This window comes from Neisseria sp. P0024.S006, assembly GCF_051956595.1.
In the GTDB taxonomy this organism is placed as follows: Bacteria; Pseudomonadota; Gammaproteobacteria; order Burkholderiales; family Neisseriaceae; genus Neisseria.
On sequence record NZ_JBQCXH010000003.1, the window covers coordinates 191,007 to 215,838 of the forward strand.

At 48.4% G+C, this 24,832-nt stretch carries 24 protein-coding genes and 1 tRNA gene; 11 read left to right on the top strand and 14 right to left on the bottom strand.

Annotation, left to right across the window (positions count from 1 at the left end; all coding sequences use genetic code 11):
- Positions 1-67 precede the first annotated feature (67 nt).
- Positions 68-457 carry a hypothetical protein gene (locus tag ACTHUF_RS07000; protein WP_315095115.1) on the bottom strand — a complete coding sequence of 130 codons (390 nt, stop codon included), beginning with the start codon at positions 455-457 and terminating at the stop codon, positions 68-70.
- A gap of 160 nt (positions 458-617) precedes the next feature.
- Here ACTHUF_RS07000 and ACTHUF_RS07005 point away from each other — a divergent pair, with 160 nt between their 5' ends.
- The 4 genes from ACTHUF_RS07005 (at position 618) to dapC (ending at position 5,213) form a co-directional block, all read left to right on the top strand.
- Positions 618-1,493, top strand: coding sequence for a YoaK family protein (locus ACTHUF_RS07005; RefSeq protein WP_003747306.1), 876 nt, complete (start codon positions 618-620; stop codon positions 1,491-1,493).
- Positions 1,494-1,711: 218 nt separating this feature from the next.
- Positions 1,712-2,392: an OmpA family protein gene (locus ACTHUF_RS07010; RefSeq protein WP_049348331.1), complete on the top strand. Its 681-nt coding sequence runs from the start codon at positions 1,712-1,714 to the stop codon at positions 2,390-2,392.
- A gap of 340 nt (positions 2,393-2,732) precedes the next feature.
- Positions 2,733-3,905, top strand: coding sequence for an NAD(P)H-dependent flavin oxidoreductase (locus ACTHUF_RS07015; RefSeq protein WP_049348330.1), 1,173 nt, complete (start codon positions 2,733-2,735; stop codon positions 3,903-3,905).
- A gap of 120 nt (positions 3,906-4,025) precedes the next feature.
- Positions 4,026-5,213, top strand: coding sequence for a succinyldiaminopimelate transaminase (dapC, locus tag ACTHUF_RS07020; RefSeq protein WP_315095118.1), 1,188 nt, complete (start codon positions 4,026-4,028; stop codon positions 5,211-5,213).
- 63 nt (positions 5,214-5,276) lie between these two features.
- Here the strand turns inward: dapC and ACTHUF_RS07025 are convergent, their stop codons facing one another.
- The 7 genes from ACTHUF_RS07025 to ACTHUF_RS07055 form a co-directional block, all read right to left on the bottom strand.
- A complete protein-coding gene (locus tag ACTHUF_RS07025; protein WP_003747315.1) occupies positions 5,277-5,447 on the bottom strand; it encodes a rubredoxin in 171 nt (56 codons plus the stop codon).
- Positions 5,448-5,531: 84 nt separating this feature from the next.
- A complete protein-coding gene (locus ACTHUF_RS07030) occupies positions 5,532-6,623 on the bottom strand; it encodes an acyl-CoA dehydrogenase family protein (protein ID WP_440407393.1) in 1,092 nt (363 codons plus the stop codon).
- 79 nt (positions 6,624-6,702) lie between these two features.
- A complete protein-coding gene (locus tag ACTHUF_RS07035) occupies positions 6,703-7,251 on the bottom strand; it encodes a carboxymuconolactone decarboxylase family protein (RefSeq protein WP_003685141.1) in 549 nt (182 codons plus the stop codon).
- Between the two features lie 147 nt (positions 7,252-7,398).
- On the bottom strand, positions 7,399-7,821 hold the full coding sequence (locus tag ACTHUF_RS07040; RefSeq protein ID WP_440407394.1) for a YidB family protein: 423 nt from the start codon (positions 7,819-7,821) through the stop codon (positions 7,399-7,401).
- A 163-nt stretch (positions 7,822-7,984) separates the two neighbouring features.
- Entirely contained in the window at positions 7,985-8,440 is a 456-nt protein-coding gene (ruvX, locus tag ACTHUF_RS07045) for a Holliday junction resolvase RuvX (protein WP_004520086.1), read from the bottom strand.
- Positions 8,433-8,981: a YqgE/AlgH family protein gene (locus ACTHUF_RS07050; RefSeq protein ID WP_004520085.1), complete on the bottom strand. Its 549-nt coding sequence runs from the start codon at positions 8,979-8,981 to the stop codon at positions 8,433-8,435. Before ACTHUF_RS07050 ends, ruvX begins: the two co-directional genes overlap by 8 nt.
- Before the next feature lie 28 nt (positions 8,982-9,009).
- Positions 9,010-9,555, bottom strand: coding sequence for a CreA family protein (locus tag ACTHUF_RS07055; protein ID WP_440407395.1), 546 nt, complete (start codon positions 9,553-9,555; stop codon positions 9,010-9,012).
- Positions 9,556-9,728: 173 nt separating this feature from the next.
- Between ACTHUF_RS07055 and ACTHUF_RS07060 the strand changes: the two genes are divergently transcribed.
- Positions 9,729-11,648 carry a peptidoglycan DD-metalloendopeptidase family protein gene (locus tag ACTHUF_RS07060; protein WP_440407396.1) on the top strand — a complete coding sequence of 640 codons (1,920 nt, stop codon included), beginning with the start codon at positions 9,729-9,731 and terminating at the stop codon, positions 11,646-11,648.
- 214 nt (positions 11,649-11,862) lie between these two features.
- On the top strand, positions 11,863-13,335 hold the full coding sequence (locus ACTHUF_RS07065) for a S41 family peptidase (protein WP_440407397.1): 1,473 nt from the start codon (positions 11,863-11,865) through the stop codon (positions 13,333-13,335).
- A 69-nt stretch (positions 13,336-13,404) separates the two neighbouring features.
- On the opposite strand, the gene ACTHUF_RS07070 is transcribed toward ACTHUF_RS07065, so the two are convergent.
- From ACTHUF_RS07070 to ACTHUF_RS07085, 4 genes are read right to left on the bottom strand one after another with little or no spacing between them, the layout of a single operon-like run.
- Positions 13,405-15,294 (bottom strand): Z1 domain-containing protein, encoded by a 1,890-nt coding sequence (locus ACTHUF_RS07070; RefSeq protein ID WP_315095129.1) that lies wholly within the window; start codon positions 15,292-15,294, stop codon positions 13,405-13,407.
- The gene (locus tag ACTHUF_RS07075; RefSeq protein WP_315095130.1) at positions 15,295-16,332 is read right to left on the bottom strand and encodes a restriction endonuclease PLD domain-containing protein; all 1,038 of its coding nucleotides are present in this window, start codon (positions 16,330-16,332) and stop codon (positions 15,295-15,297) included. It abuts the gene before it with no gap.
- Positions 16,329-17,453 carry a DNA cytosine methyltransferase gene (locus tag ACTHUF_RS07080; protein ID WP_315095132.1) on the bottom strand — a complete coding sequence of 375 codons (1,125 nt, stop codon included), beginning with the start codon at positions 17,451-17,453 and terminating at the stop codon, positions 16,329-16,331. Before ACTHUF_RS07080 ends, ACTHUF_RS07075 begins: the two co-directional genes overlap by 4 nt.
- Before the next feature lie 48 nt (positions 17,454-17,501).
- Positions 17,502-17,744, bottom strand: coding sequence for a hypothetical protein (locus tag ACTHUF_RS07085; RefSeq protein WP_172884820.1), 243 nt, complete (start codon positions 17,742-17,744; stop codon positions 17,502-17,504).
- An 80-nt stretch (positions 17,745-17,824) separates the two neighbouring features.
- Between ACTHUF_RS07085 and radA the strand changes: the two genes are divergently transcribed.
- Together radA and ACTHUF_RS07095 are read left to right on the top strand one after the other, a co-directional pair.
- On the top strand, positions 17,825-19,201 hold the full coding sequence (gene radA, locus ACTHUF_RS07090) for a DNA repair protein RadA (protein ID WP_003747343.1): 1,377 nt from the start codon (positions 17,825-17,827) through the stop codon (positions 19,199-19,201).
- A 151-nt stretch (positions 19,202-19,352) separates the two neighbouring features.
- Positions 19,353-20,159, top strand: a complete 807-nt coding sequence (locus ACTHUF_RS07095; protein ID WP_440407398.1) for a DUF4198 domain-containing protein — start codon at positions 19,353-19,355, stop codon at positions 20,157-20,159.
- Between the two features lie 55 nt (positions 20,160-20,214).
- Here the strand turns inward: ACTHUF_RS07095 and ACTHUF_RS07100 are convergent, their stop codons facing one another.
- Both ACTHUF_RS07100 and ACTHUF_RS07105 read right to left on the bottom strand, forming a co-directional pair.
- Positions 20,215-20,775 carry a pseudouridine synthase gene (locus ACTHUF_RS07100; protein ID WP_315094639.1) on the bottom strand — a complete coding sequence of 187 codons (561 nt, stop codon included), beginning with the start codon at positions 20,773-20,775 and terminating at the stop codon, positions 20,215-20,217.
- 80 nt (positions 20,776-20,855) lie between these two features.
- A tRNA-Ser gene (locus tag ACTHUF_RS07105) sits at positions 20,856-20,948 on the bottom strand.
- A gap of 199 nt (positions 20,949-21,147) precedes the next feature.
- Here ACTHUF_RS07105 and ACTHUF_RS07110 point away from each other — a divergent pair.
- The 3 genes from ACTHUF_RS07110 to ACTHUF_RS07120 all read left to right on the top strand — a co-directional run bounded on the left by ACTHUF_RS07110 (position 21,148) and on the right by ACTHUF_RS07120 (position 24,742).
- Positions 21,148-21,660, top strand: a complete 513-nt coding sequence (locus ACTHUF_RS07110) for a hypothetical protein (RefSeq protein ID WP_223168965.1) — start codon at positions 21,148-21,150, stop codon at positions 21,658-21,660.
- 52 nt (positions 21,661-21,712) lie between these two features.
- Positions 21,713-22,330 carry a 4'-phosphopantetheinyl transferase superfamily protein gene (locus tag ACTHUF_RS07115; protein ID WP_315094637.1) on the top strand — a complete coding sequence of 206 codons (618 nt, stop codon included), beginning with the start codon at positions 21,713-21,715 and terminating at the stop codon, positions 22,328-22,330.
- 93 nt (positions 22,331-22,423) lie between these two features.
- Positions 22,424-24,742, top strand: coding sequence for an MMPL family transporter (locus ACTHUF_RS07120; RefSeq protein WP_440407399.1), 2,319 nt, complete (start codon positions 22,424-22,426; stop codon positions 24,740-24,742).
- Positions 24,743-24,832 lie beyond the last annotated feature (90 nt).

Genomic DNA, 24,832 nt, shown 5'->3' on the forward strand with positions numbered 1-24,832 from the left:
ATAAACCTTAGGCCGTCTGAAACCAATAAATATATGCTTTCAGACGGCCCTGAGGTTTGTTAATGCTTTACCACCACCAAGGATAACGGCCAAACGGATAACCCCAATCGTCGTAATAGCGATAGTAGCGGGCTTCGCGCAGCTGCTCTTGGGAAATATAGTTTTGCCATGCCATTTTGTAGCAGGCTTGGAACATCGGGTCGGAAACTTTGTCGATATATTTGAGGCGGAAGGCTTTTTGTTCCGCAGTTGCCACACCGGGTTTGCCTTCTTCGTCAAATTTGCGGCGGATCAGCGCGGCTATTTCCTGATCGCATTGTGCGGCAAGATTGACTTGAAGATCCTGCTCATAGCGTTTCTGCGCTTGGGCGCGTGCGGCTTTTTGCTCGGGCGTGGTGGCGCAGGCGGCCAGCAATGTAACGGCGCCAAACAATAAGGTCAGACGGATAGGATTCATCGGATGTTTCCTTATGTTTATATCTTTCTATTAATGTACGCCCTCATTGTGTAATGGGCAAGTGTGGCAACTTGGGAACACTTTAGATTATTTGTTCTTATCGGCAGACAGTTGCATATAAAATACACCCTGTATGAATGTTTAACTCCAAACCCACTCAATGAACGCTGACAAACCGCCCCACTCCTACAGATTGCGCCACCACAGGCAACACACGCCTCCGTTTTGGCAGGCGGACCGCCCGTATCTGCACGAACACAATATTTCCGATGCCCGTTTCAGACGGCTGGGCTACATCATGGCCTTTCTTGCCGGTGCGATTAATGCGGGGGGATTCTTTGCTTTTGCGCGCTATATTTCCCACGTAACCGGCTCCATGTCTCTTTTGGCTGATGTACTGTATCTCCAAGACTGGTGGTCTGCCGCAGTAACTTTCATCAGCGTGTTGTGTTTTGTTGCCGGTGCCGCGCATTCGGGTTGGGTGATTTTATGGACGCAACAGATGCGTTTCCGTGGCAGCTTTGGGTTTTCCATGTGGCTGGAAGCAGTTTATCTGTTGATATTCGGTTGGTTCGGTATTGCTGCGATGGAGTGGGATTTTGGCGGCTCTGATTTTATTATGCCGTCTTTAGCATTGTTTTTATTGTGTTTTATTATGGGCATGCACAATACGGTTATCACGCTTCTTTCCGGCGGCGCCATCCGTTCCACCCACATGACCGGCACGGCGACCGACTTGGGCATTGAAATCTCACGCGCGCTTTATTACTCCAAACAGCATCATCCGCGCCTGCCGCACGTCCGCGTCAACAAACCGAAAATGTGGCTTTTAAGCGGCTTGATGCTGTCGTTTTTGCTGGGCGGCGTGGTTGGCGCATGGGGTTATCATCTGGTCGGCCATCATTTCGCCCTGCCCGTTTCCGCCGTTTTGCTTATACTGGGTGCAGGTTCAGTGGGATATGATGTCAAGGTCAGATTGAAATGGGCATTCGTCAACTGGTATCGCCGCAAGCAGAAAAAACGGAAGAAACTGTAAAAAACTTTGCTTGTTATTTCGCGGCAAAACGGCCAAGCTACTAGAAAAATGCAGAAATGCTTCAGAATTATGTTAACTGGCAAATATTTTCGTAATATCGGGTTAAACCCATTCTTTTGCGTTTCGGATATTGGGTATCATAAATCCGTAATGACCCACGCGGTTTTTATTCATTTTTTTCAGACGGCCCGAGCCGTCATCTAAAAAGAGGATACGACATGAAATTCTTGAAACCCCTGACCGTTATTGCCACTGCAATTCCTTTGGCGCTCACCGGCTGTGTGACCGATCCTGTTACCGGCCAACAATCCGCCAGCAAAACCGCCATGTACGGCTTGGGCGGTGCGGCCGTTTGCGGCATCGTCGGTGCGCTGACCCACGGCGGCAAAGGCGCGCGTAACTCCGCATTGGCTTGTGGTGCAGTAGGTGCCGGTATCGGCGGTTACATGGACTACCAAGAGAAAAAACTGCGTCAAAGCCTGGCCAACACCAACATCGAAGTCGAACGCCAAGGCAACCAAATCAAGCTGGTTATGCCTGAAAACGTAACCTTCGCCACCGGCAGCGCGGCCCTGAGCGGCCAAGCTCAAAGCGCTTTGTCTGCCGCTGCACAAACTTTGGTTCAATATCCTGATACGACTTTGACCATCAACGGCCACACCGACAACACTGGTAACGACGCCATTAACGAGCCATTGTCTCGCAACCGCGCCGAATCTGTTGCCACCTTCCTGCAATCCCGCGGCGTAAGCAGCACCCGTTTGAGCACTTTCGGTTACGGTTCCCGTCAACCCATCGCTTCCAACGCCACTATTGAAGGCCGCGCACAAAACCGCCGCGTTGAAATCTTGATCAACCCTGACCAACGCGCCATCGATGCCGCTAAAAAACAAATGTAATCCGACCTCTATCTGATTCCCATACTTAAGGCCGTCTGAAATTTCAGACGGCCTTTTTCTTTGTAGATTTTGTTTGCAATTTCTCCTCCGCAATCCAATCCATCATAAAATTTATTCCTTTATTAACAAGACTTTTCAATTTTTTCTTTAAAAAAACTGTATTAATACTCTAATTTTTACATTAACTTAGAGTATAATTCCTAAAATTTTAAAAACATGCCTCATGCCGTCTGAAAAACGGCGGCTAAAACACACCGAATTTATACACACATCAGTCCGTTATCCCTTTCATTTCATAGGATTTCAGACGACACCACCCAGAATCTATGAAGGAGCATTCATGCAAAACAACTTTGACCCATTGATTATCCGTGACAAATCACTGATTCCCGTCGTACAGGGTGGCATGGGTGTAGGCGTTTCCGCATCAAAACTCTCCAGCGCGGTTGCACGCGAAAACGGCGTAGGTACCATCGCCAGCGTCGATTTGCGCCACTTGCATGAAGATTTGCTGGCCGAATCGAAAATCAATTCCAGCGAAGAAAAATACACCCGCCTCAACTGCATTGCGCTTGACCGCGAAATCAAAAAAGCCAAAGCCGATTCAGAAGGCAAAGGCATGATTGCCGTCAACGTCATGAAAGCGGTTAAAGACCATGCCGCCTATGTCCGCCAGGCCTGCGAATCCGGTGCGGACGCGATTGTAATGGGCGCAGGTTTGCCTTTGGACTTGCCGGAAATGGCCGAAGGCTACCACAAAGATGTCGCCCTTTTCCCTATCTTGTCCGAATCACGCGGTATCAATATCGTTTTGAAACGTTGGATGAAAAAAGGCGTTTTGCCCGATGCCATCGTTATCGAACACCCTGCCCACGCGGCCGGCCACTTGGGTGCGGCAACCGTTGACGGCGTGAACGATGCCAAATTCGAGTTCAAACGCGTCATTGAAGAGACATTTGAAGTATTCAAAAACTTAGGTTTGGAAAGCGAAAAAATCCCGTTGGTACTCGCCGGCGGTATGGCAAACTTTGAAAAAGTCAAAACAGCCTTGAAAAACTGGGGCGCATCCGCCGTCCAAATCGGTACCGCATTTGCCGTAACCGAGGAAGGCGATGCCCACATCAACTTCAAAAAAACCCTGGCTGGTGCGGAAACCGAAAAAGTGGTTGAATTCATGTCTGTCGCCGGTTTGCCTGCACGCGGCGTGCGCACCAAATTCCTCGACAGCTACATCAAACGCGAAGCCAAATTGCAAGCCAACGCCAAAAACGATCCGCGCCGTTGCACCCAAGGCCTGAACTGCCTGACCAGCTGCGGTTTGCGCGACGGTTTGGCCAAAGCCGGTCAATTCTGTATCGACATCCAACTTTCCGCCGCATTCCGTGGCGAAGTCGATAAAGGCCTGTTTTTCCGCGGTAAAGACCCGCTGCCTTTTGGCAACGCCATCCGTACGGTTCAAGAAACCATTCAATATCTCTTAAACGGTTCCTTGCCTGCCATCCCTGCCAAATAAACGTATCAACACTCAAAAGGCCGTCTGAAAAGCATTCAACCCTGTTTTCAGACGGCCTTTTTGTCCCAATCCATCTAAAAAATGCTAAGATTATTGCCTGAATTTATCGGCAGAAACATCATGAACCCATTATTGAACCATCTCAAACCCTATCCTTTCGCCCGCTTGCGTGAAGCCATGCAAGGCATTGACGCACCCGCAGGCGTAACGCCCATCCATCTGCAAATCGGCGAGCCGAAACACCCGACGCCCAAAGTCATCACCGACGCGCTGACCGCCTCCCTGCACGAACTGGAAAAATATCCGCTGACCGTAGGCCTGCCCGAACTGCGCCAAGCCTGCGCCGAATGGGTTGCCCGCCGTTATGATGGTTTGAGCCTCAATCCCGACAATGAAATCCTGCCCGTATTGGGCAGCCGGGAAGCATTGTTCTCTTTTATCCAAACCGTTTTAAATCCGGCTTCAGACGGCCCCAAACCGGTCGTTATCAGTCCCAATCCTTTCTATCAAATTTACGAAGGCGCGACTATTTTGGGCGGCGGCGAAATCCATTTTGCCAACTGTCCGGCACCCAGCTTCAACCCCGATTGGAGCAGCCTGTCTGAAGACGTATGGCAGCGCACCAAAGTCCTGATTGTCTGCTCGCCCAACAATCCGAGCGGCAGCGTCCTGCAATTAGAAGACTGGAAAGAAATTTTTGATTTGCAAGACAAATACGGCTTCGTTATTGCCTCTGACGAATGCTATTCCGAAATTTATTTTGACGACAACAAACCGATCGGCGGCTTACAGGCTGCGGCGCAATTAGGTCGCGGCACGCACAACATTATTATGTTCACCAGCCTGTCCAAACGCTCCAACGTCCCCGGTTTGCGTTCCGGCTTTGTCGCAGGCGATGCCGAGTTGCTCAAAAACTTCCTGCTCTACCGCACCTACCACGGCAGCGCAATGAGCATTCCGGTCCAACGCGCCAGCATTGCCGCCTGGAACGACGAAGAACACGTCATTGCCAACCGCCGCCTCTACCAAGAAAAATTCGACCGCGTCATTCCGATTTTGCAACAGGCATTCGATGTCAAACTGCCAGACGCATCGTTCTACATTTGGCTGAAAGTTCCCGACGGCGACGACTTGGCATTCACGCGCAACCTGTGGCAGAAAGCCGCCATCCAAGTGTTGCCCGGCCGCTTCCTCGCCCGCGATACCGAGCAAGGCAATCCGGGCGAAGGCTACGTCCGCATCGCTTTGGTTGCCGACGTGGAAAGCTGTGTCAAAGCGGCTGAAACCATTGTTTCGCTCTACCGCTGACGATTAAGCAAACAAAGGCCGTCTGAAACTTCAGACGGCCTTTTTATTAAATAATCGGATAATTTATATGGTGAAGTCCAGAAGGTAGAAATCTTCTTTACCTACGCCGCATTCAGGGCATTTCCAGTCGTCGGGGATGTCTTCGAACTTGGTACCTGCCGGCAGGCCGTGTTCGGGGTCGCCGACATCTTCATCGTAAATCCAGCCGCAAGGGCCGCACATATATTGAGCCATTTGGTGTTCCTTCCATTTTTAAAGGCCGTCTGAAACCGTATTTTCAGACGGCCTTTCGTGTGTCTTATTGTTGATATTTTGAATTTATTGCGCTGCTTCCAAAGCGGCGATTTCTTTGCGCAGGTGTTTGATGGCCGGTGTTACGATGGCGACAAACATGGCCTCGCGGACGCGGCGTTGCGCCGGACTGCGCATCAGATAACCTTTCGCGCCTGCATGCAATGCGGCAGATTGAGTGGCGTTCAGTGCCAATACGGCAGCCGCTTCACGCAGTTTCAAGGTTGCCAGCGTATCGGGTTTGTTGTTCCACGCTTCATCGGCAAGACGTTCGGTTTCCGCCCATGCGCCGTCCAAAGCGGCTTTCAATTCATCGTAACTGTGGTCGAGGTATGAGTTCACTTCTGCGTTCACCACATTGGCCATGCGGATAATGCCGAGTGCACCGTCAATCACACCGGCGCCAATACCCATTTGCAGCAGAATGAAACCGGCTTTAATGGTCGGGATATAAGACTGGAACTGCTCAGTCGTAGCAATCACATCTTCATCGGGAATAAACACGTCTTTAAAATTCAGGCTGTAAGTGCGCGTGCCTTCCAAACCGCAGAACTCAGGGCAGTTTTGCAGGGTAACGCCTTCCCATTGGCCGCCGGTGATAAACATCACATAGCTGTCGCCGATTTGGGCGGTATTTGCCCAAATATGGTCTTCGCCGATATTGGATACCCAAGGCAAAGCGCCGTTGATTTTGTAGCCGCCTTCGACACGTTCGGCTTGCAGGTTGTGTTTTTCGATACCGGCAAGGTGTTTGACGGTATTGGACATGCCCGTACCGGCCAAAACTTTGCCCTGCAGAATATCGGCCAAATATTTGTCTTTGACCGCTTGGTTAGGAGATTGGTGCAGATACCACGCGCAAGCCGCCTGACACCATGCGCTGAACGAAGTTGCGCCGCATTCTTTACCGATTTCGCGCAATACGGCGATTTGCGTTGCCAAACCCAAACCGTTGCCGCCTTCTTCAACCGTACCGGCCGCGGCAAAACCGCCGATTTTGCCCAATTCCAGCATAAATTCTTTTGGGTACAGTCCCTTGCGGTCGATGTCGTCCACTAATGGTTTTAATTTGCTTTTAACGAGTTCGGCAACATTGTTCAGTAAAGCTTCGCGTGTCATTTTTTTCCTCTGGATATTTTGGCGATATTGAGTTCTTTTAAGAAAGGCCGTCTGAATTTTCAGACGGCCTTTGATGAGATTAGGCAAATGCCTGCAATTCAGGGTTGATTTCAGTTTTGGCAAGGTTGTTGACGTAGTTGCACAAGGTTGCCAAAGCAACGCCCATGACGACTTCAACGGCTTGCTGTTGGTTGTAGCCTGCATCGAAGAAAGCTTTCAGCTCGTCGTCGGATACCGCGCCTTTTTTCGCCATAACGGCTTGGGTGAATGTCGCCAAAGCACCCAGTTTGGCATCGTCAAACTCGCCTGCAGCCAATGCGCGTGCGGCTTTGATGGATTGTTCGGACAGCAGTTTTTTCAGGGTAGCCAGTTTGGTGTGGCCGGCAACGCAGAAACCGCATTCATTAGTACGGGCGGCGATGATTTGGACAACTTCAACTTCGCCGTCAGTCAGGCTGTTGGCCGCATTCAGCTTGCCAACTTCTTGATAAAACGCCAAAGCTTCAGGCGCATTGGCCAAAACGCCGATCAGGTTAGGAATAAAGCCGTTGTTTTTCAATACGGCTTCAATGCGTGGTTTAGCAGCTTCAGGAGCGGTTTCAACTGTGTGTATGGTTAAACGTGACATCTTTATGACCTTTTTTGTAATAAAACGAAGTGGGCATGATAAGCCATCCGTCTCCATCAGAAAAAGACTTATTGGTTATTTACCGCGAACCAAAAGTTATAAGGCCGTCTGACGGATTCAGACGGCCTTATCAAATGATTCAACTCATTATTTCATAAAGTTTTTCAGCAGCATAGAAGCGATGTCGTCCAAGCCGAAGCCATCCGCATCTTGAGCCGTGCCGTTAGGCGTGGCTTTATCGACCAAGTCAGGCAATACTTTTGCCAACAAATCGCCTGCTTGAGCGGCATCTACGCCGAATTTTTGCGCGATTTGGTTTACTGTATCGCTGCCTAAAGCATTTTGCAGGTCGCTGCCGGACACTGGCAGGTTGCTGGATTGATTGGAAACCCAACTGCTCAGGGCATCGCCCAAACCGCCTTGTTGCAGTTGGTTGATCAGGTTGCCCACGCCGCCTTGTTGTTTCACCAAATCCATCGCCATATCGGTCAGAGAACCTTGTGCGCCGTTTCCGCTGTTGCCACCCAACATTTGAGTAGCCGCATTCAAAAGATTGTCCATGAGTGCCATGACTTTTTCCTTGTATTTGTGTCTAAAAAAGAGAACGGAGTGTAGCAAAATTTATGCCGAAAAAAATCAGGATTAACCAAACTAAACTTCTTTTATCCCAAAGCCGTAACAAAACAAAGGCCGTCTGAAACCAAGTTTCAGACGGCCTTTATAATGAATAATGCTATTCTTCGCGGCCATTGAAATACTCGGCCGCCCCACCTTCAAAAAATCCTTGCAAAATCGCCTGCGCCGCTACTTGGTCAAGTACGGATTTTTGTTTTCGGCCAAACACTTGGGCTTCTGCAAGCAGACTTTCAGCGTATAGGGAAGACATCCTTTCGTCCACCCAATAAACCGGCAAGTTAAAACGTCCGTGCAAACGGCGGCCAAACTTGCGGCTCAAACGGGTCAGCTCATGCTCCGTGCCGTCGGTATGCGTCGGCAGACCGACCACAAAATACTTGGGTTGCCATTCTTTGACCAGCTTGGCAATGGCTTCGAATTTTTCATCATTGCTGTTGCCGGTTATCGTCGCCAGTGGATGGGTCATACCCAACTCGGCATCGCCCTGCGCCACGCCAATACGCGCCTCGCCGAAGTCAAAGGCCAAAACCGTACCTTTTGGTGCATCAGGCATGGCCGACTCCTGAAACCAAGGCGTTCGGATTGATACCCAATTTTTCAAAAGCGGCGGCATAACGGAGTTCGTAAGGCACATCAAAAAGAATATGCTCGTCCGCAGGCACGGTCAGCCAAACATTTTCTGCCAGCTCGCGCTCCAACTGCCCTTTGCCCCATTTCGAATAACCAATACTGATCAAAGCCTTGTCCACCGCACCTTCTTTAGACAGGTTTTCAATCACATCGCGCGAAGAAGTTAGCGCGACGTTATCGGTTACCACCATGCTGTTTTGCCAGCGGCCGATCGGCGTATGCACGACATAGCCGCGCTCAATCTGAACCGGCCCGCCCATCATCACGTTTTCATGTTGCAGACGCAACGGGATATTGCGGTCGGCGGCGGCGAAAATCATGTCCATGGTAATCGGCGAAGGTTTGTTGATGATGATGCCCAGCGCACCTTCTTCATCGTGTTCGCACACATAAATGACCGTATCCGTAAAAAACGGATCATCCATATGAGGCATGGCAATCAGGAAATGGTTGGCTAAATTCATATTCTTTTAATCTATTAAGCTGATTTTATTATTTTTGTCCATCGGCAACCGGCGCGTCCACCACGCACGCACCGTAAACCGCGCCGCCTGCCGGTACCGGCGTATCGGTTTTCGCATGGGCAAAACACGATACCGCGCTCAAAGAGTTTTTCGGCGAGCCTTGAACGATTTTATCGCTGTACACCAAATAAGCGAAAGACTTACGTTTCGGGTCGTAGTAGCGGATAATCTGCTGGCTCTTAAATGCCATGCTGGCGCTGCGTTTGAACACTTGTCGCGGTTTCAAAACTTCAGACTCGTTATAACGGATGACTTCCGCACTTTGCACGCAGGAAACCGATGCATCGCTGGCATCTTCTTCCAGATTGACCGTTTCTTTCAAACCGCCTTTTTTCGCGTACGAAATATAGCAGGCAACCCCCTGCACATCAGGATCGTCAAAGCCTTCCACTTCAATACGGTCGTTTTTACCCAACATATGAAACACCGTACTGGCGCGTCCGATTTTATCGGTATCGTTACCGCAAGCCGCCAAAACCATGGCACCCAACACTACTAATAAATATTTTTTCATAATATCCTGTCAATGCAGACTGTCAGTTTCCAGACAGGCGGAATCATATCCGCCTACTCCATCATTACTATATAAGACCGTTCGTCCATATTGCAACCCAATATTATTTTCAGACGGCCTGACAGACAGTATAATCCGTCCTATTGTTCCTACTTTAATAGCAAGATCGAACCATGCGTTACAAACCCCTCATCCTCGCCCTGTTGCTCAGCTTCTCCCTGCCAACCTATGCTGCCAAAGACGCGCCGAAAGAAAAAGCGGCCGTCGTCAAAAAAGCTGCGCCCGTGAAAAAAGAGAAAGAAGCCGCCAAGGCGGATGTCAAAAAAGAAACCCCAAAAAAACAAGCAGTAAAAGAAAAAGAGGAAGACAAAAAAGCGGTTAAAGCCAAAGCCTCCAAAGAGAAGGAAACCGCCGACAAAAACGAACGCGCTTCAGCCAAAAACAAACCGGCTAAAGCCGCCGAAGCCGCTGCCGACAATAAAAAGGCCAACCGCAAAGCCGAAGAGCCTAAAGAAACAGCCAAAGACAAAAAAGCCGCAGCCGCAAAACCCGGCAAAGCCAAAGAACAAGACAAAAAACCTGTTGAAGATAAAAAAGACAGTAAAGCCAAAGAACCTGTAAAAAAAGCAGAATCTAAAGAAACCAAAACCAAAGAGCCTACTAAAAAAGCGGCTGAGGATAAAAAAGAGCGTCAATCCAAAGAACCAGTAAAAAAAGCAGCCGAAGACAAAAAGGCCGATACCAAAGAAACCAAAGCCAAAGAGCCTGCCAAAAAAGCTGTTGAAGATAAAAAAGACGCTAAAAAAGACATAAAAGCCAAAGAGCAAAACAAAAAAGATGAGCCTAAAGCTGAGCCTAAAGCCGTCTCTTCAGCCGACAACGATTTCAAAGCAGCCGTGACTGCCGCCGCCAACGAGATGGAAAGCAAGAAATCCTTTGCCAAACGCAACGAGGGTTTCATTATCCATGTCAATGCCACGCTCAAACAGCTGCAACAAACACGCAACAACCTCTCCGGCATCAACCGCAAACAACGCGACGCTTGGGAAAAATTCCAAAAACTCAATGCCGATGCCAACCAGTTGAAAGCCGAAGTGTCCAACACGCGCGCCCAAATTTCGCGCTTTGTGTCCGGCAACTATAAAAACAGCCAGCCCAACGCGGTCGCCCTCTTCCTGAAAAACGCCGATGCCGGTCAAAAAACCCGCTTCCTGCGTTACACGCGTTATATCAACAACGCCAACGACCAAGTCATGAGAGACTTGGAAAAACAACAAAAAGAGCTGGCAGCGCAAGAGCAAAAAATCAACAATGAATTGGCATACCTGAAAAAACTGCAAGCCAATATCCAAGCTTCATTGCGTCAACAAGGCGTAACTAATACCGCCGAACAAGCCGAAAGCCGCCGTCAAAACGCGCAGATGGCCAAAGAAGCGCAAAAGAAAATCAACCACAGAGAAAACGAGCAGCGCCTCAACAATCTCTTGAAAGATTTGGAAAAACGCAAAGCCGAGCAACGCAAAGCCGAAGCCGAAGCGCGTAAAAAAGCCGCCGAAGCCCGTTTGGCCGCCGCCGAAAAAGCCCGCAAAGAGCAGGCTGCCGCCCAACAAAAAGCCGAGGCCGAACGCGCCGCCATGTCCACGCTGACTGACGAAGACATGAAACTGCAAGCCCCAAATACCCAAGGCTTGACCGTCAGCAACGCCAACAGCTTCAGCCGTATGCAAGGCCGTCTGAAAAAACCGGTCAACGGCACATTGGCAGGCCTGTTCGGTCAAGACCGCGGCGATGGCGAAGTTTGGAAAGGCGTGTTCTACAATACCGTTCCGGCCCCGGTCAGCAGCATTGCCTCAGGCACAGTTACTTTTGCCGGCGAGCTTGAAGGCTACGGCAAAGTAGTCGTTCTCGACCACGGCGACGGCTATGTCAGCATTTACTCTGGTTTGAGTGAAATTGACATCGCCCAAAACTACGCCGTCAATGCCGGCAGCAAGATTGGCACCAGCGGCACTTTGCCGTCGGGCGAAACCGGCCTTTACCTTGAAGTCCGCTACAACGGACAAGTCATGAATCCGCTTTCATGGATTAACTGATGCTTCAGACGGCCTGAGTGAATTTTCCCTCCAGGCCGTCTGAATTTTCATCATAAACTACAATAAAACACGATTTTCACGCCTGTTTAGCACATTAAACAACAAACTTTTACCTTAAACTTATTGTTCCGAGCGTTTAAATCACATAAAGTCAACGGGTTCAGAGAAAACAAAAAACACTTTGCTTACCGTACACAAAAAGAAAGTCAAACGAATGTCAACAAAATCCACTTTGAAAAAAGTTGCAATCTACACTCTCGGCGCATTTAGCGGCATCGCCCTCAGTCTGAGTGTACAAAGTTTTGCCGCCGAAAAAGACAAAAAAGACAACGAGGCCCTGCCCGTGCAGACCATCCGCACCATGGCAGAAGTGTACGGCCAAATCAAAGCCAACTATTACCAAGACAAACCCGACGCCGAGCTTTTTGAAGGCGCAATGAAAGGCATGGTGTCCGATCTCGATCCGCATTCCGAGTACATGGACAAAAAAGGCTATGCCGAAATGAAAGAATCCACCAGCGGCGAATTCGGCGGCCTGGGCATGGAAATCGGACAAGAAGACGGCTTCGTCAAAGTCGTTGCCCCGATTGAAGACACGCCGGCAGAACGCGCCGGCGTGAAAAGCGGCGACTTCATCGTCAAAATCGACAATACCTCTACGCGCGGCCTGACCGTCAGCGAAGCCGTCAAAAAAATGCGTGGCAAACCGGGTACCAAAATTACCCTGACCCTTTCACGCAAAAATGCCGACAAACCCATCGTCGTCAACCTGACCCGCGCCATCATCAAAGTCAAAAGCGTGCGCCACCATCTGCTTGAAAAAGACTACGGCTACATCCGCGTCTCCCAATTCCAAGAGCGCACCGTTGCCGCGCTCAACGAAGCCGCACAAGCCCTTGTCAAAGAAAACAAAGGCCCGCTCAAAGGCATCATCCTCGACTTGCGCGACGACCCGGGCGGCCTGCTCAATGGCGCAGTCGGCGTATCCGCAGCCTTCCTGCAACCTGACGTAACCGTTGTCAGCACCAAAGGCCGCAACAAAAAAGAAGGCATGGTTCTCAAAGCAACTGCCGAAGACTACATCACCACCAGCAGCAAAGACCCGTTGGCCGGATTACCTGCCGAGCTGAAAACCATTCCTATGACCGTCCTGATTAACGCAGGCTCGGCCTCCGCTTCCGAAATCGTTGCCGGCGCATTGCAAGACCACAAACGCGCCGTCGTCGTCGGCACACAAAGTTTCGGCAAAGGCTCAGTTCAAACCCTGATTCCGCTTTCCGGCGGCAGCGCAGTCAAACTGACCACCGCGCTGTACTACACGCCGAACGACCGCTCGATTCAGGCGCAAGGCATTGTCCCCGACGTTGAAGTCAAAGACAAAGACCGCGCCTTTGAAAGCCGCGAAGCCGACTTGGTCGGCCATATCGGCAATCCGCTGGGCGGCCAAGACGTCAACAGCAGCAACGAAACGCCTGCCAACACAGAAACCAAAGCCGATAAAGACAAGTCCAAAAAAGACAAAGACGAAGACATCTCCAGCCGCCGCATTCCCAATCCGGCCAAAGACGATCAGCTCCGTAAAGCCTTGGACTTAGTGAAAAATCCAGCCGAATGGCAAAAATCTTTGGGTTTGGCAGCGAAAAAACCTGCACCGAAAAAAGATGCGGATAAAGACAGTAAGAAATAAACCTGCTATTTCTCAATAAAAAAGGTCGTCTGAAAACGATATGATTGTTTTCAGACGACCTTTTCTATGTTATTTCACTCCCCAATACACCAGTCCCTTATATGGCAACTTAATGTTAGGCAACCAAAAATCTTCTCCCTGCCAACCTTTGTCTTTATTTCCTACTACTTGATAAAGTGTAAGGAATAAATCATTGGGATATTTTTCTCCTAATTTACGGTCGTCTTCTGAAAGCATTGTGCCAGTTGCTCGAGAAAGTTTACGTCCTGTTTTGATCAAAACGTAAGTTTTAAAACTTGGACGTTGTGCCTTTAATGCTTCTACACCAGCAATAAATTTTTCCTTATTCCAGTCATCTGGGACATAATGACCCAATTTATCTAGAACCAAGAATAAATCTTCTATATCTATTTGATATAAATCAGATTGAATTTCATCTTTCAAAATAGAAGGCAAAATCTTGTTAATCTCCGACAAATTATCCTCGTTTGGGTGAAGTGGAAAATAATTCACACCACCCACAATTTGATTGATACTGTCGAATTTCAATACATTTTTTCGAGTCGGATTGATATTTTTCGGATAAATAACCTGAATATTGCCGTCTGAATTTTTTGCCTGCTCAATAATCAGATTATTTGCTTGATTGAGTTGTACAAAGAAGTAATAGACATCAAACGGAATATAAAGCCGTAATAATGATTTATCACGGTCATATCCAAAAATACGCGAATGTTGCCAGAAAGTATCTGCATTCGGTTTTTTAGCAGTGCGACTATAATAAACCGTTTGTAGTTTTGGAATAGTTAAGCCTCGTCCAATCACATTCCCACCAATAATAATGTTAAAGCCTCTTTCTAAATCAAAATCTGATTCTGTCTGCGAGTTAACGACGAGAGTATAAATTTGCTTATTTTCTAAAAGTTCTGTTAGTTTTTCATAAATTTCCTCAAAATGATGAATATCAGGCTTAGTCTTTTGTAAATCCAAATAGTCTTCTTTAAAGCTGTCTGCAAGATTCTCCCCGCTATTAATCGCTTGTACCAAATCATTCAAAAAGGCTTGGATTTTTTGAGAGAAGGCTTGATGGTCTTGGATTTTATAACTTGGATGTAAAGCAAAATTACAATTGGTTTTACCGCATAAAGCAAACTCTGCACAAGTAAGCAGAAAACTGTGCAATGCCTGTTTTACCCCTTCGGCAATTTCACCACTCGCATCTTTCATATCGTCCAATTCACCGTCAATGAAGCGAACGATATAGCTTGGAGGATCAGAGAAGACAAAGTTGCCACCGATGTATTTTTCACCGGCTTCAAAGAAATGGATAAATTCGGGTTGCCAATCAGATTCTTCATGTTGCAATAAAAGCGATTGAGGCGTGGCGGTCAACTGAATAAATAAGCTTTGACAACAGGAATTCTTAATGTCATTTAGCAGTTTATTGATAGTACTGACATCTTTATCCGGCTTATCAGCATTAGTATTTAGGCTGGCTGCATCGGCTTCATCGTCCACAATAACCAAAGGATAGCCTTTCAGGCTACTTTGACTGGCAAACAAATTACGCCAACGTTTCAATACACGGGCATTCTTTTTAATCACGACCAATATGGGATTATTTGCCTTCATTACCTGCATAAAACTTCGGTCATCATTTTCAGACAACACAATAAAATTTTTCAGATTAGCTTCGGCGCGCTTGACTGTTTGTTCCTGTAAATCTACGCTGTCAGTAGTAAGATACAAAAAAACTTTGTGGTCGCCATCATCAGCCAACGCACTTAATACACCCAAAACCTGTGCCGTTTTGCCACTTTGAACATTGCCCAGCAATAAAACATTTTGAGCAATTTTCGGTTCGGTTTGTGATAATTTCCCCATAAAACCATCAACGGTATTTTTAACAGAATCAGCTAATTTAGGTGGGGTCAATTGATTCAAGTAGGTTTGCAACATTTAGTTTTTCCCCTTAAATGAGAGCAGCCAAACATCAGGATTGTCGGTTGAACGGAACTCAAAATGATCGTTACCGTATTGGCGTAAGGTTTCATGCGTAATCTTCTCGTTATTTTGCAGACAACCACGATTTTCCAAACGACCTTTAATCCATTTGCCAAGTGTTTTCAAATCATTTTCTGAGCGGAAATTTTTGGAATAATCTCCCGATGTCTTACATTGAAATTGCCAACCATCATCAGTAATAACTGTAAAAGACTTCAGAATCGGATAACCTTCTTGTGAAGTGATGTCTTTGGATACAATCAACTCTACTTCATACCAGGGTCGTGGTTTGACAAACCCCCGTTTATCTCGTCGACCTTCTCCAAAAAATACATTCAAATTACTTTTTTCTTCGGTTTTAGCCGGAATTGAGAAATGATATTCTGACTTTTGGGCAAATAGTTGCCGAATCTTTTCTGGTACAATTTTTTGTACCCCCAAACAATTTTCTAAATGACTGTTATGTTCAATAAATGTACTCGGCCTCTCAACTTCTTGGATATTTTTGCCTAACTTATGAATGGTATTTTGAATATCTGCCTGCAACATCTGTGCAACCTTACCGTCCAAATGTAACATGGTTTCATAAGTACGTTCTGTACTATCCCAAAAACACGTTAAGTTAGCAGAACCAATTAACCCATTGATCTGTTGATAATTTTTAAAGGAATACATTTTTCCGTGAAATTTCACAAAAGGAGAAACATAGACAGCTCCTCTTTTCTCATGTTGCAAAAAATCATTTAGTTTACATAAGCTGTCATATTGCAAATGGCTAAAACCTTCCAAATAATGCATTCCAACCAATAAATCTATTTTTTGAATGTGATCGTTTAGCTCCAAAATTTTATGTAGCTCAACCACTGCGTCATTAGATACATAACCTGTTACCATCAAAACTTCATCCGCTGATTTAAATAAATCCATCCAAACTGCATTAAGCGATTTTTCAGTAATTTTGGCATTGGCGATATTGGAAAAAACTGTATTCATTGTTTTCCCCCTCGAATTTTGCTTAGTCGGTCATGAAATAAAACATCCTTCTCTGCTTTCAATTTCTTATGTAAATCTACTTTTTTATAGTTGCCTGAAAAAATTGGTAAGATAGCCTTTGCTAGCTCAACTACACCTTGAGGAGGAACAGCATTACCAATCTGGCGACGTACTTCAGTTGTTGATCCGACAAACTCAAAATCATCAGGAAAACTTTGAAGCCTTGCTCGTTCTCTATTAGTAAAAGCACGCGGTTCAGGGAAGTGATAGCCCCAAGTACCACCACCACCTGCTGCAATAATTGTTTTTGATGGCTCGTTCCGATGCATACGACGATAAACGTGGCTAATCATACCTTTCACATATAAAGGATGATCTTTAGGAATATCAGTAAAATTTCCACCTTCAGGAATTAATTCCAACATACGGCGTGTTTTATCACTAATTTTCAGCAATTCATTATTACTAACATTTTGTGGAATATTAGATATTGCTTGACCAGCAGTTACATATGGTTTTAAGCCATTTTCGCCAGTTTCATTGTGTGTCGGTTCCGGATGGCGAAAATCAAATCCTGTATCCAAACGTACTCCGACAATCAGCACACGTTCACGAAATTGAGGTACGCCAAATTCAGCAAAGTTATACAGCTTCGCCTGAACGTAATAACCGCAATTTTCAAAGTCGGTAATAATTTGCTGGATGGCTTTTTTCTTGTTGGCAGTCAACAAACCTTTCACATTCTCAGCAACAAAAACTTTCGGTTTTTTTGCATTTACAAAACGTAAAAAGCTTTTATAAAGATTGCCGCGTTCACCCTCTAAGCCCGGCTGTTTCCAAATCATGGAAAAATCTTGACAAGGGAACCCGCCTAAAATGATGTCGCAATCGGGAATAGTTGGATCATTCGGATCAATTTGTTCAATATCACCTTCTACGATGACATCTCCGATATTTTTACGGAAACTTTCGCAAGCCCAATGGGAAAAATCGTTCGCCCAAACAGTTTCATAACCAGCTTGGTGAAAACCCAAATCCAAACCTCCACATCCTGAAAATAGAGATAGAATTCTGGGTTTATTGTCAGATGGATTAAAATTTGCGATTTGTTTAGATGGCATAGGATTTCACTCCTATGCATAGATTTGATAAAAACCCTTGAAGGGATTTTAATAGAGAACTAGGCAAGGCAAGGCAAGGCAAGGCAAGGCAAGGCAAGGCAAGGCAAGGCAAGGCAAGGCAAGGCAAGGCAAGGCAAGGCAAGGCAAGGCAAGCTTACCATCGTTATTTTGAAATAAAATCATTTTTCTAAAACTTCCATGTAAATTTTTCCTATTATGCCGCAAAAAAACAGCAAATGCCGCTGCATTAAACAAGTGATGAATACTTGAAATTATAAATAAAGTATTCATAATCCCAAGGTCGTCTGAAAACGATATGATTGTTTTCAGACGACCTTTTCACACATCAAATATTCCACAGGGAAAACACCATGGCAAAAGCCCCCAAAACCATCTACCAATGTTCCGAATGCGGCGGTACTTCCCCGAAATGGCAGGGCAAATGCCCGCATTGCGGCGAGTGGAACACGCTTCAGGAAAGCCTGGCTTCGCCCGAACCGAAAAACGCCCGTTTCCAATCTTGGGCGGCGGACACTTCGACCGTCCAATCCCTCTCCGCCGTTACTGCCACCGAAGTGCCGCGCAATCCGACCGGCATGGGCGAGCTTGACCGCGTATTGGGCGGCGGTTTGGTCGATGGAGCGGTTATCCTGCTCGGTGGCGACCCCGGCATCGGCAAATCCACATTACTGTTGCAAACCATCGCCAAAATGGCGCAAAGCCGTAAAGTGCTGTACGTTTCCGGCGAAGAATCCGCCCAACAAGTCGCCCTGCGCGCACAACGTTTGGAACTGCCCACCGAAGGCGTGAACCTGCTTGCCGAAATCCGCATGGAAGCCATTCAGACGGCCTTAAAACAGCATCAGCCCGAAGTCGTCGTTATCGACTCCATCCAAACCATGTATTCCGACCAAATCACTTCCGCCCCCGGCTCCGTGTCGCAGGTGCGCGAATGCGCCGCCCAACTGACGCGCATGGCGAAACAAATGGGCATCGCCATGATACTGGTCGGACACGTTACCAAAGACGGCGCGATTGCCGGTCCGCGCGTGCTGGAACACATGGTCGATACCGTGCTGTATTTCGAGGGCGACCAACATTCCAACTACCGCATGATACGCGCCATCAAAAACCGCTTCGGCGCGGCAAACGAACTGGGCGTATTCGCCATGACCGAAAACGGTTTGAAAGGCGTGTCCAACCCGTCCGCCATCTTCCTTGCCAGCTACCGCGACGACACGCCCGGCTCGTGCGTTTTGGTCACGCAAGAAGGCAGCCGCCCGCTTCTGGTCGAAATTCAGGCATTGGTCGATGACGCGCACGGCTTCACCCCCAAACGCCTCACTGTCGGCCTCGAACAAAACCGCCTCGCCATGCTGCTCGCCGTCCTTAACCGCCACGGTGGCATCGCCTGCTTCGACCAAGACGTGTTCCTCAACGCCGTCGGCGGTGTCAAAATCGGCGAACCCGCCGCCGACCTCGCCGTCATCCTCGCCATGCTCTCCAGCTTCCGCAACCGCCCCATGCCCGAAAAAACCGTGGTTTTCGGCGAAATCGGCTTAAGCGGCGAAGTCCGCCCTGTCGCACGCGGACAAGAGCGGCTCAAAGAAGCGGAAAAACTCGGCTTCAAACGCGCCATCGTCCCCAAAGCCAATATGCCGCGCAATGCCAAAGAGTTTCCAAATCTAAAAATCTACGGCGTCAGCAGTTTGCAGGAAGCGATTGACGTTTGTCGTGACGGGGACTAAACCGTTTCTATAATCCGCCTAAAAAAACAATCATCTAAAAGGCCGTCTGAAAACTTTCAGACGGCCTCTCTTTAAATTTAAATAATTTTGTTATATTATAACGAACTACTTTATTCTATCTTTTCTACACATCGAAAATCGGAGAGAAATCTTGAAAAAAACTGCTTTGCTTATCGCATCCGCCTTCCTGTTCAGCACTACCGCACACGCCCACCGCGTTTGGGTTGAAACCGCCCACACACATGGCGGCGAATACCTTGAAGCTGAATTGGGCTATGGCGAATTCCCGGAGCTTGAACCGATCGCCAAAGACCGCCTGCACATTTTCAGCAAACCCATGCAACTGGTGACTGAAAAAGGCAAAGAAAACATGATTCAAAAAGGCACATACAATTACCAATACCGCAGCAAATTGCCGGTCAAAGACGGCAGCTACTTGGTAACCGCTGAATACCAACCGACTTTCTGGTCAAAAAACAGCGCTGGCTGGAAGCAGGCAAGCATCAAAGAAATGCCTGATGCAAGCTATTGCGAACAAACCCGTATGTTTGGTAAAAACATCGTCAATGTCGGCCATGAAAGCGCAGATACTGCCATCATCACCAAACAAGTCGGCCAACATTTGGAAATCGTTCCTTTAGACAACCCTGCCAACGTCCACGTCGGCGAACGCTTCAAAGTCCGCGTCCTCTTCAATGGCGAGCCGCTGCCGAACGCCACCGTTACCGCCACATTTGACGGCTTCGACACCAGCGACCGCAGCAAAACCCATAAAACCGAAGCCCAAGCCTTCTCCTACACCACCGATGACAAAGGCGAAGTCAGCATCATTCCATTGCGCCAAGGTTTCTGGAAAGCCAGCGTAGAACACAAAGCCGATTTCCCCGATCAAAGCGTGTGCCAAAAACAGGCGAACTACACTACTTTGACCTTCCAAATCGGTCATTCACATCATTGATTTTTCCATAACAAAAGGCCGTCTGAATAGTTCAGACGGCCTTTATTCATCCTATTTAAGGACGATGCGGCGCAAACTGCCATTGTCCCAATTCCAAATTCAAATCAAACAGATTCAGATGGCCTATTGCCACGCGAACCAAGCGTAAACACGGAAAGCCTGCTTTCGCCGTCATCCTTCGCACTTGGCGGTTTTTCCCTTCCGAAATTTTGATTTCCACCCAAAAATCAGGTACGGATTTGCGCATGCGAATTGGCGGCACGCGCGGCCATAAAACATCCGCTTCGCCCTCTTCCAATACCCTGACCTCGGCCGGACGGGTGACAAAATCGCCCAAATCTACGCCACGGCGCAACAAATCCAATTTGTCTTCATCAGGAGAACCCTCCACCTGCGCCCAATAAGTTTTGACCTGCTTGAATTTCGGGTCGGCAATCTGCGCCTGCAAACGGCCATTATTGGTCAGCAGCAGCAAACCCTCGCTGTCCGTATCCAATCGTCCGGCCGGATAGAATCCCGGTTTCTCGACAAAATCCTTAAGGCACGGATGTTTTTCATGTGCAGAAAACTGGCAAATCACGCCATAAGGCTTGTTTAGAATAATCAAATCGTTCATTTCACACTTTCAGACGGCCTTAGATTTCAAGCAATCCCGGATAATAAAAAAGACACCGTATAAACGGTGTCTTTCATATTTGGCGGAGTAAGAGGGATTCGAACCCTCGATGCAGGTTGACCCCACATGCTTCCTTAGCAGGGAAGTGCCTTCAGCCTCTCAGCCATTACTCCTAAGGAAGACCGCAATATACGCCCTCTGCCCTCCTCCGTCAAGCATTACCGCCCCAAACTTTCTTAACACCATGAAATCATTTAAATAAAAATATAATATTTTTTGCATCATCCTATTTTTATACGGCTTTCATATATGTTAAAATGATTTTGTTTTCTGTAAACCTTTTTTCACACCCCTTATTATAAAGGAGTCCGTATGTTACGTTTTTCTGCTTTGGTTGCCGTATCCGCCCTGATGCTTGCCGCCTGCTCTCAATCCGGCAATTCCCAACCATCTACCTCCTCCTCTCAAACTTCTACTCAAAAAACAACTGCCGCCGGTTCTGCCTGCCGCAGCATGGGTGAAGGCCATAAAGTCAATGGCAAAGGTCAAAACGATATTTATATGTGTAAAGTCGATGTCGCTTTGAACTCTGCCGAAGCCAAATCCGCTTTGGATCCTAGCATCCGCGTTCACTACGGCAGCACATCCGGCGCGACTTTGACTTCCCGTCAAATCTCCAACTCAGTCGGCAAAACCCCTGATGAAACCTGCCAACGCGCGTTCTTGAGCGCAGTTAAACGCTTCCAAAGCACTGCACATCGCAAAAAAGCCAAATCCGTTCATCTGGTTAGCTACTTTGACAAAGTAACCAAAGGCGGTAACGAGTACGAATGCCACATCGCTACATTCAACAGCCGTGTGGTCTTGAAAGGCAGCTTCCACTAAGCAATGTCAAAAATGCCGGACTTCAAGATGAAGTTTGGCATTTTTCTATTTTATGGATACAACACCCCTTCACTGCCTGCTGGCCGATCCGTCTTTTGCCGCCTGCTACGACCATGCCTCTCTAAACGCAGCCGATTGCCAACGTTTGGCTGCCACGCCGCAACTGGCGCAGCGTCAAGACTGGCAAGTCAGCCGCGCATTAAAACAGCAAACCGATTTACCGACTGTATCGCTGAGCCACAGCCAAGGCTTTGCCGCTTTATTGTGTGCGCCTCATCCCTTAACAGCCGGTGTCGATATCGAATTTATCCGCCCGCGCGATTTCAAAGCGCTGTCGGCTTTGGTCTGCACGCAGGAAGAACAAGACTTTTTGGAAACGGCAAACTGGCCGTCTGAAACGTTTTACCGATTGTGGTGTTTCAAAGAAGCCTTGATTAAAGCGGCAAATTTGGATTTCCCGTCAGATATGAAATCGGTCGGCTATATTTTCGATTTGGGACAACCCGTCGGTTTACGCGCTGGAAAGCAAACCGATTGGCACGGCACAAGCGCGATTTTGGCGGATACGATGGCACTTGCCTGCGTTTGGCAGGGAAAAGCCGTCGCCCTGCAATGGCAGTTTTTCGGTTCGCTCAAATCCAATGATTTAACCAACCGGCAAACCATCTAATAACTGACAAAATAATAATAATCTGATTTAATTTACTGTACTTTTACTGATTCCACACACCAACAGCAGCATTTGCAAAAGGCCGTCTGAACGATGAATCTTCGCCTCCTAAACCGCCTCTATACTGCCCTTATCCTGTTTCTTACCCTGTTTTTGGTTTATGCCTTTGCTTCACAAGCGCGCATTCAAACCGATTTGACCGCGTTATTGCCAAGCGAGCAGCAACCCGATGCCTTACTGACGGCTGCGAATAAAGCCGCAGAAGCGCAGCTCAATTCGCAAGTCATCCTGCTTGCCGGCAGTACCGATGCCGAAACTGCTTTTCAGACGGCCTCACAAATTGCCGACGCATGGCGCAAGAGCGGCGTATTTGAACAAGTCGACAGCAGCATGACGCCGAATTTGGACAAAGTGCGGGCGGATATGCAGAAACTGGGCTTGGCCGTTTTGCCGCAAGACGAAATCCGCCTGCTGTTTGAGCAGCCGAAAGCCTATTTTCAAGCGCGCGCAGAAGCCGCGGCCAATCCTTTTGCCGCCCCCTCCCCTTTGTCTTTAGAACAAGACTGGCTGGGCTTTGGACGCTTTGTTGCCGACAAAGCCAATCCGCAAAGCCGTTTGCAGTGGGACATGGACAACGGCATGCTGTTTGCCGAAGACCAAGGCAAAACTTGGGTATTTTTACGCGGACGGATCGCCGGCGGAGATCAATTTTCCAGCAACGATGCCCTCTTGCCGCTGATGGCGCAAAGCCGTCAAATCGCTTCGGAAAATGGCGCAGAAACCTTAAGCGCAGGTGGTGCATTGTTCGCCGCCGTATCCAAAGCAGCCGCAGAAAAAGAAAGCCGGCTGATGAGCATGGTCGGACTTGGGCTGACCTTTGCGCTGCTGTTGTGGGTCTTCCGCAGCGGCCGCGTATTTTTGCTGTCCTTGCCGTTGGCAGCCGGCATGTTGACCGGATTGGCAGTTGCATTATTAACCTTCGGCGAAGTGCATATCCTGACCATCGTCATCGGCACCAGCTTGGTGGGTATGTTGGTGGATTTCCCGTTGCACTGGCTTGCTCCTTCGGTATTCGGGCCGTCTGAAAAGACCGTTTGGCAGGCCGAATCGGCAATAAAACATGTCTTGCCGAGCTTTGCCGTCAGCCTGACGATTACCGTCTTGGGCTACGCGCTGCTGTGGTTTACCCCTTTGCCTGTACTGCGCCAAACCGCCGTATTTTCAGGCTTTGCCTTATTTGGCGCGTTTGGTGCCACCGTTTTATGGCTGCCGCCGCTGTTTCGCCGCTATCGTGCCAAAACCGTGCCTTTTGCCGCATTAACCGAAAAGCTCTATTCCTTGTCAGGCCGTCTGAAAAACCGCCTGCACAAACGCGGCTGGTTAATCGTAGGCGGAATTTTGCTGGCAGTCGGACTGTGGCGCAGCGACTGGCGTGACGACATCCGTCAATGGGTCAATATGCCGACCGCGATGTTGACCGAAGTACAACAAATCGGCCGGTTGAGCGGCACGGATTTTGGCGGCAAATATTTGGTGGCCGAAGCACAAAGCGAAGATGCCCTGTTGAAGAAAACCGCCGAACTCGGCCACGCCCTGCAGCCCTTAATCGCGCAAGGCAAACTTTCCGGCATCCAATCGCCCGACCAATTCATCCTGCCGACAACGGAACAGCAAAAACTGCAAAACCGCCTGCGCGAATTGACCAAGTTGCCTGATAGCTGGAAACCGCTCACAGAAATCGGTATTCCACGCAAAACCGTGCGCGATGCCCTGCTTCAAGCTGCCGATACGCAACCATTGTCGCTTTCGGACGGCCTGAATACCGATTTGGCAGAAGCTTGGCGTTCCTTGTATTTGGGCGAAGTGGAACCAGGCCGTTTTGCTGCCGTCGTGCGTTTGAACGGCATGACTGATGAAGCCGCCGTACGCGCCGCAGTGCAACACGTCTCCGGCGTACATTGGGCAGACAAACGCGCCCACTTAAACGAGCTTTTCCACCACACGCGCAATCAGGCCGCATGGTTGAAACTGGCTTCCTATGCGTTGGCATGGCTGCTTTTGTGGAAAATGTTCGGTTTCAAACGCGGCAGCAAAATCCTTGCCGTGCCGCTGGCCGCCGCCATCTGCACCGTTGCCGTACTCGGTTTGGCCGGCATTCCCGTCAGCCTGTTTGCCATGTTCGGCCTGCTTTTAGTATCCGCCATCGGCGTGGACTATGCCGTCTATGCCGCCACCGCACACCACAGCGCGCCGGCAAAATTAGGCGGTATGCTGCTTGCCGCCGCGACGACAGCCATTTCCTTTGCCCTGCTCGCCATCAGCAGCACGCCCGCCGTTGCCGCATTCGGCATGACGGTTACCATCGGCGTGGCATTCAATATTTGGCTGGCAGGCACATTGTTGAAAAATTAAACATAAGATGAAGACGATTAAATTAAGGCGATATTTTGTTTCAACTTCTATCATCACGTTGTAAGAGGCCGTCTGAAAAACTTCAGACAC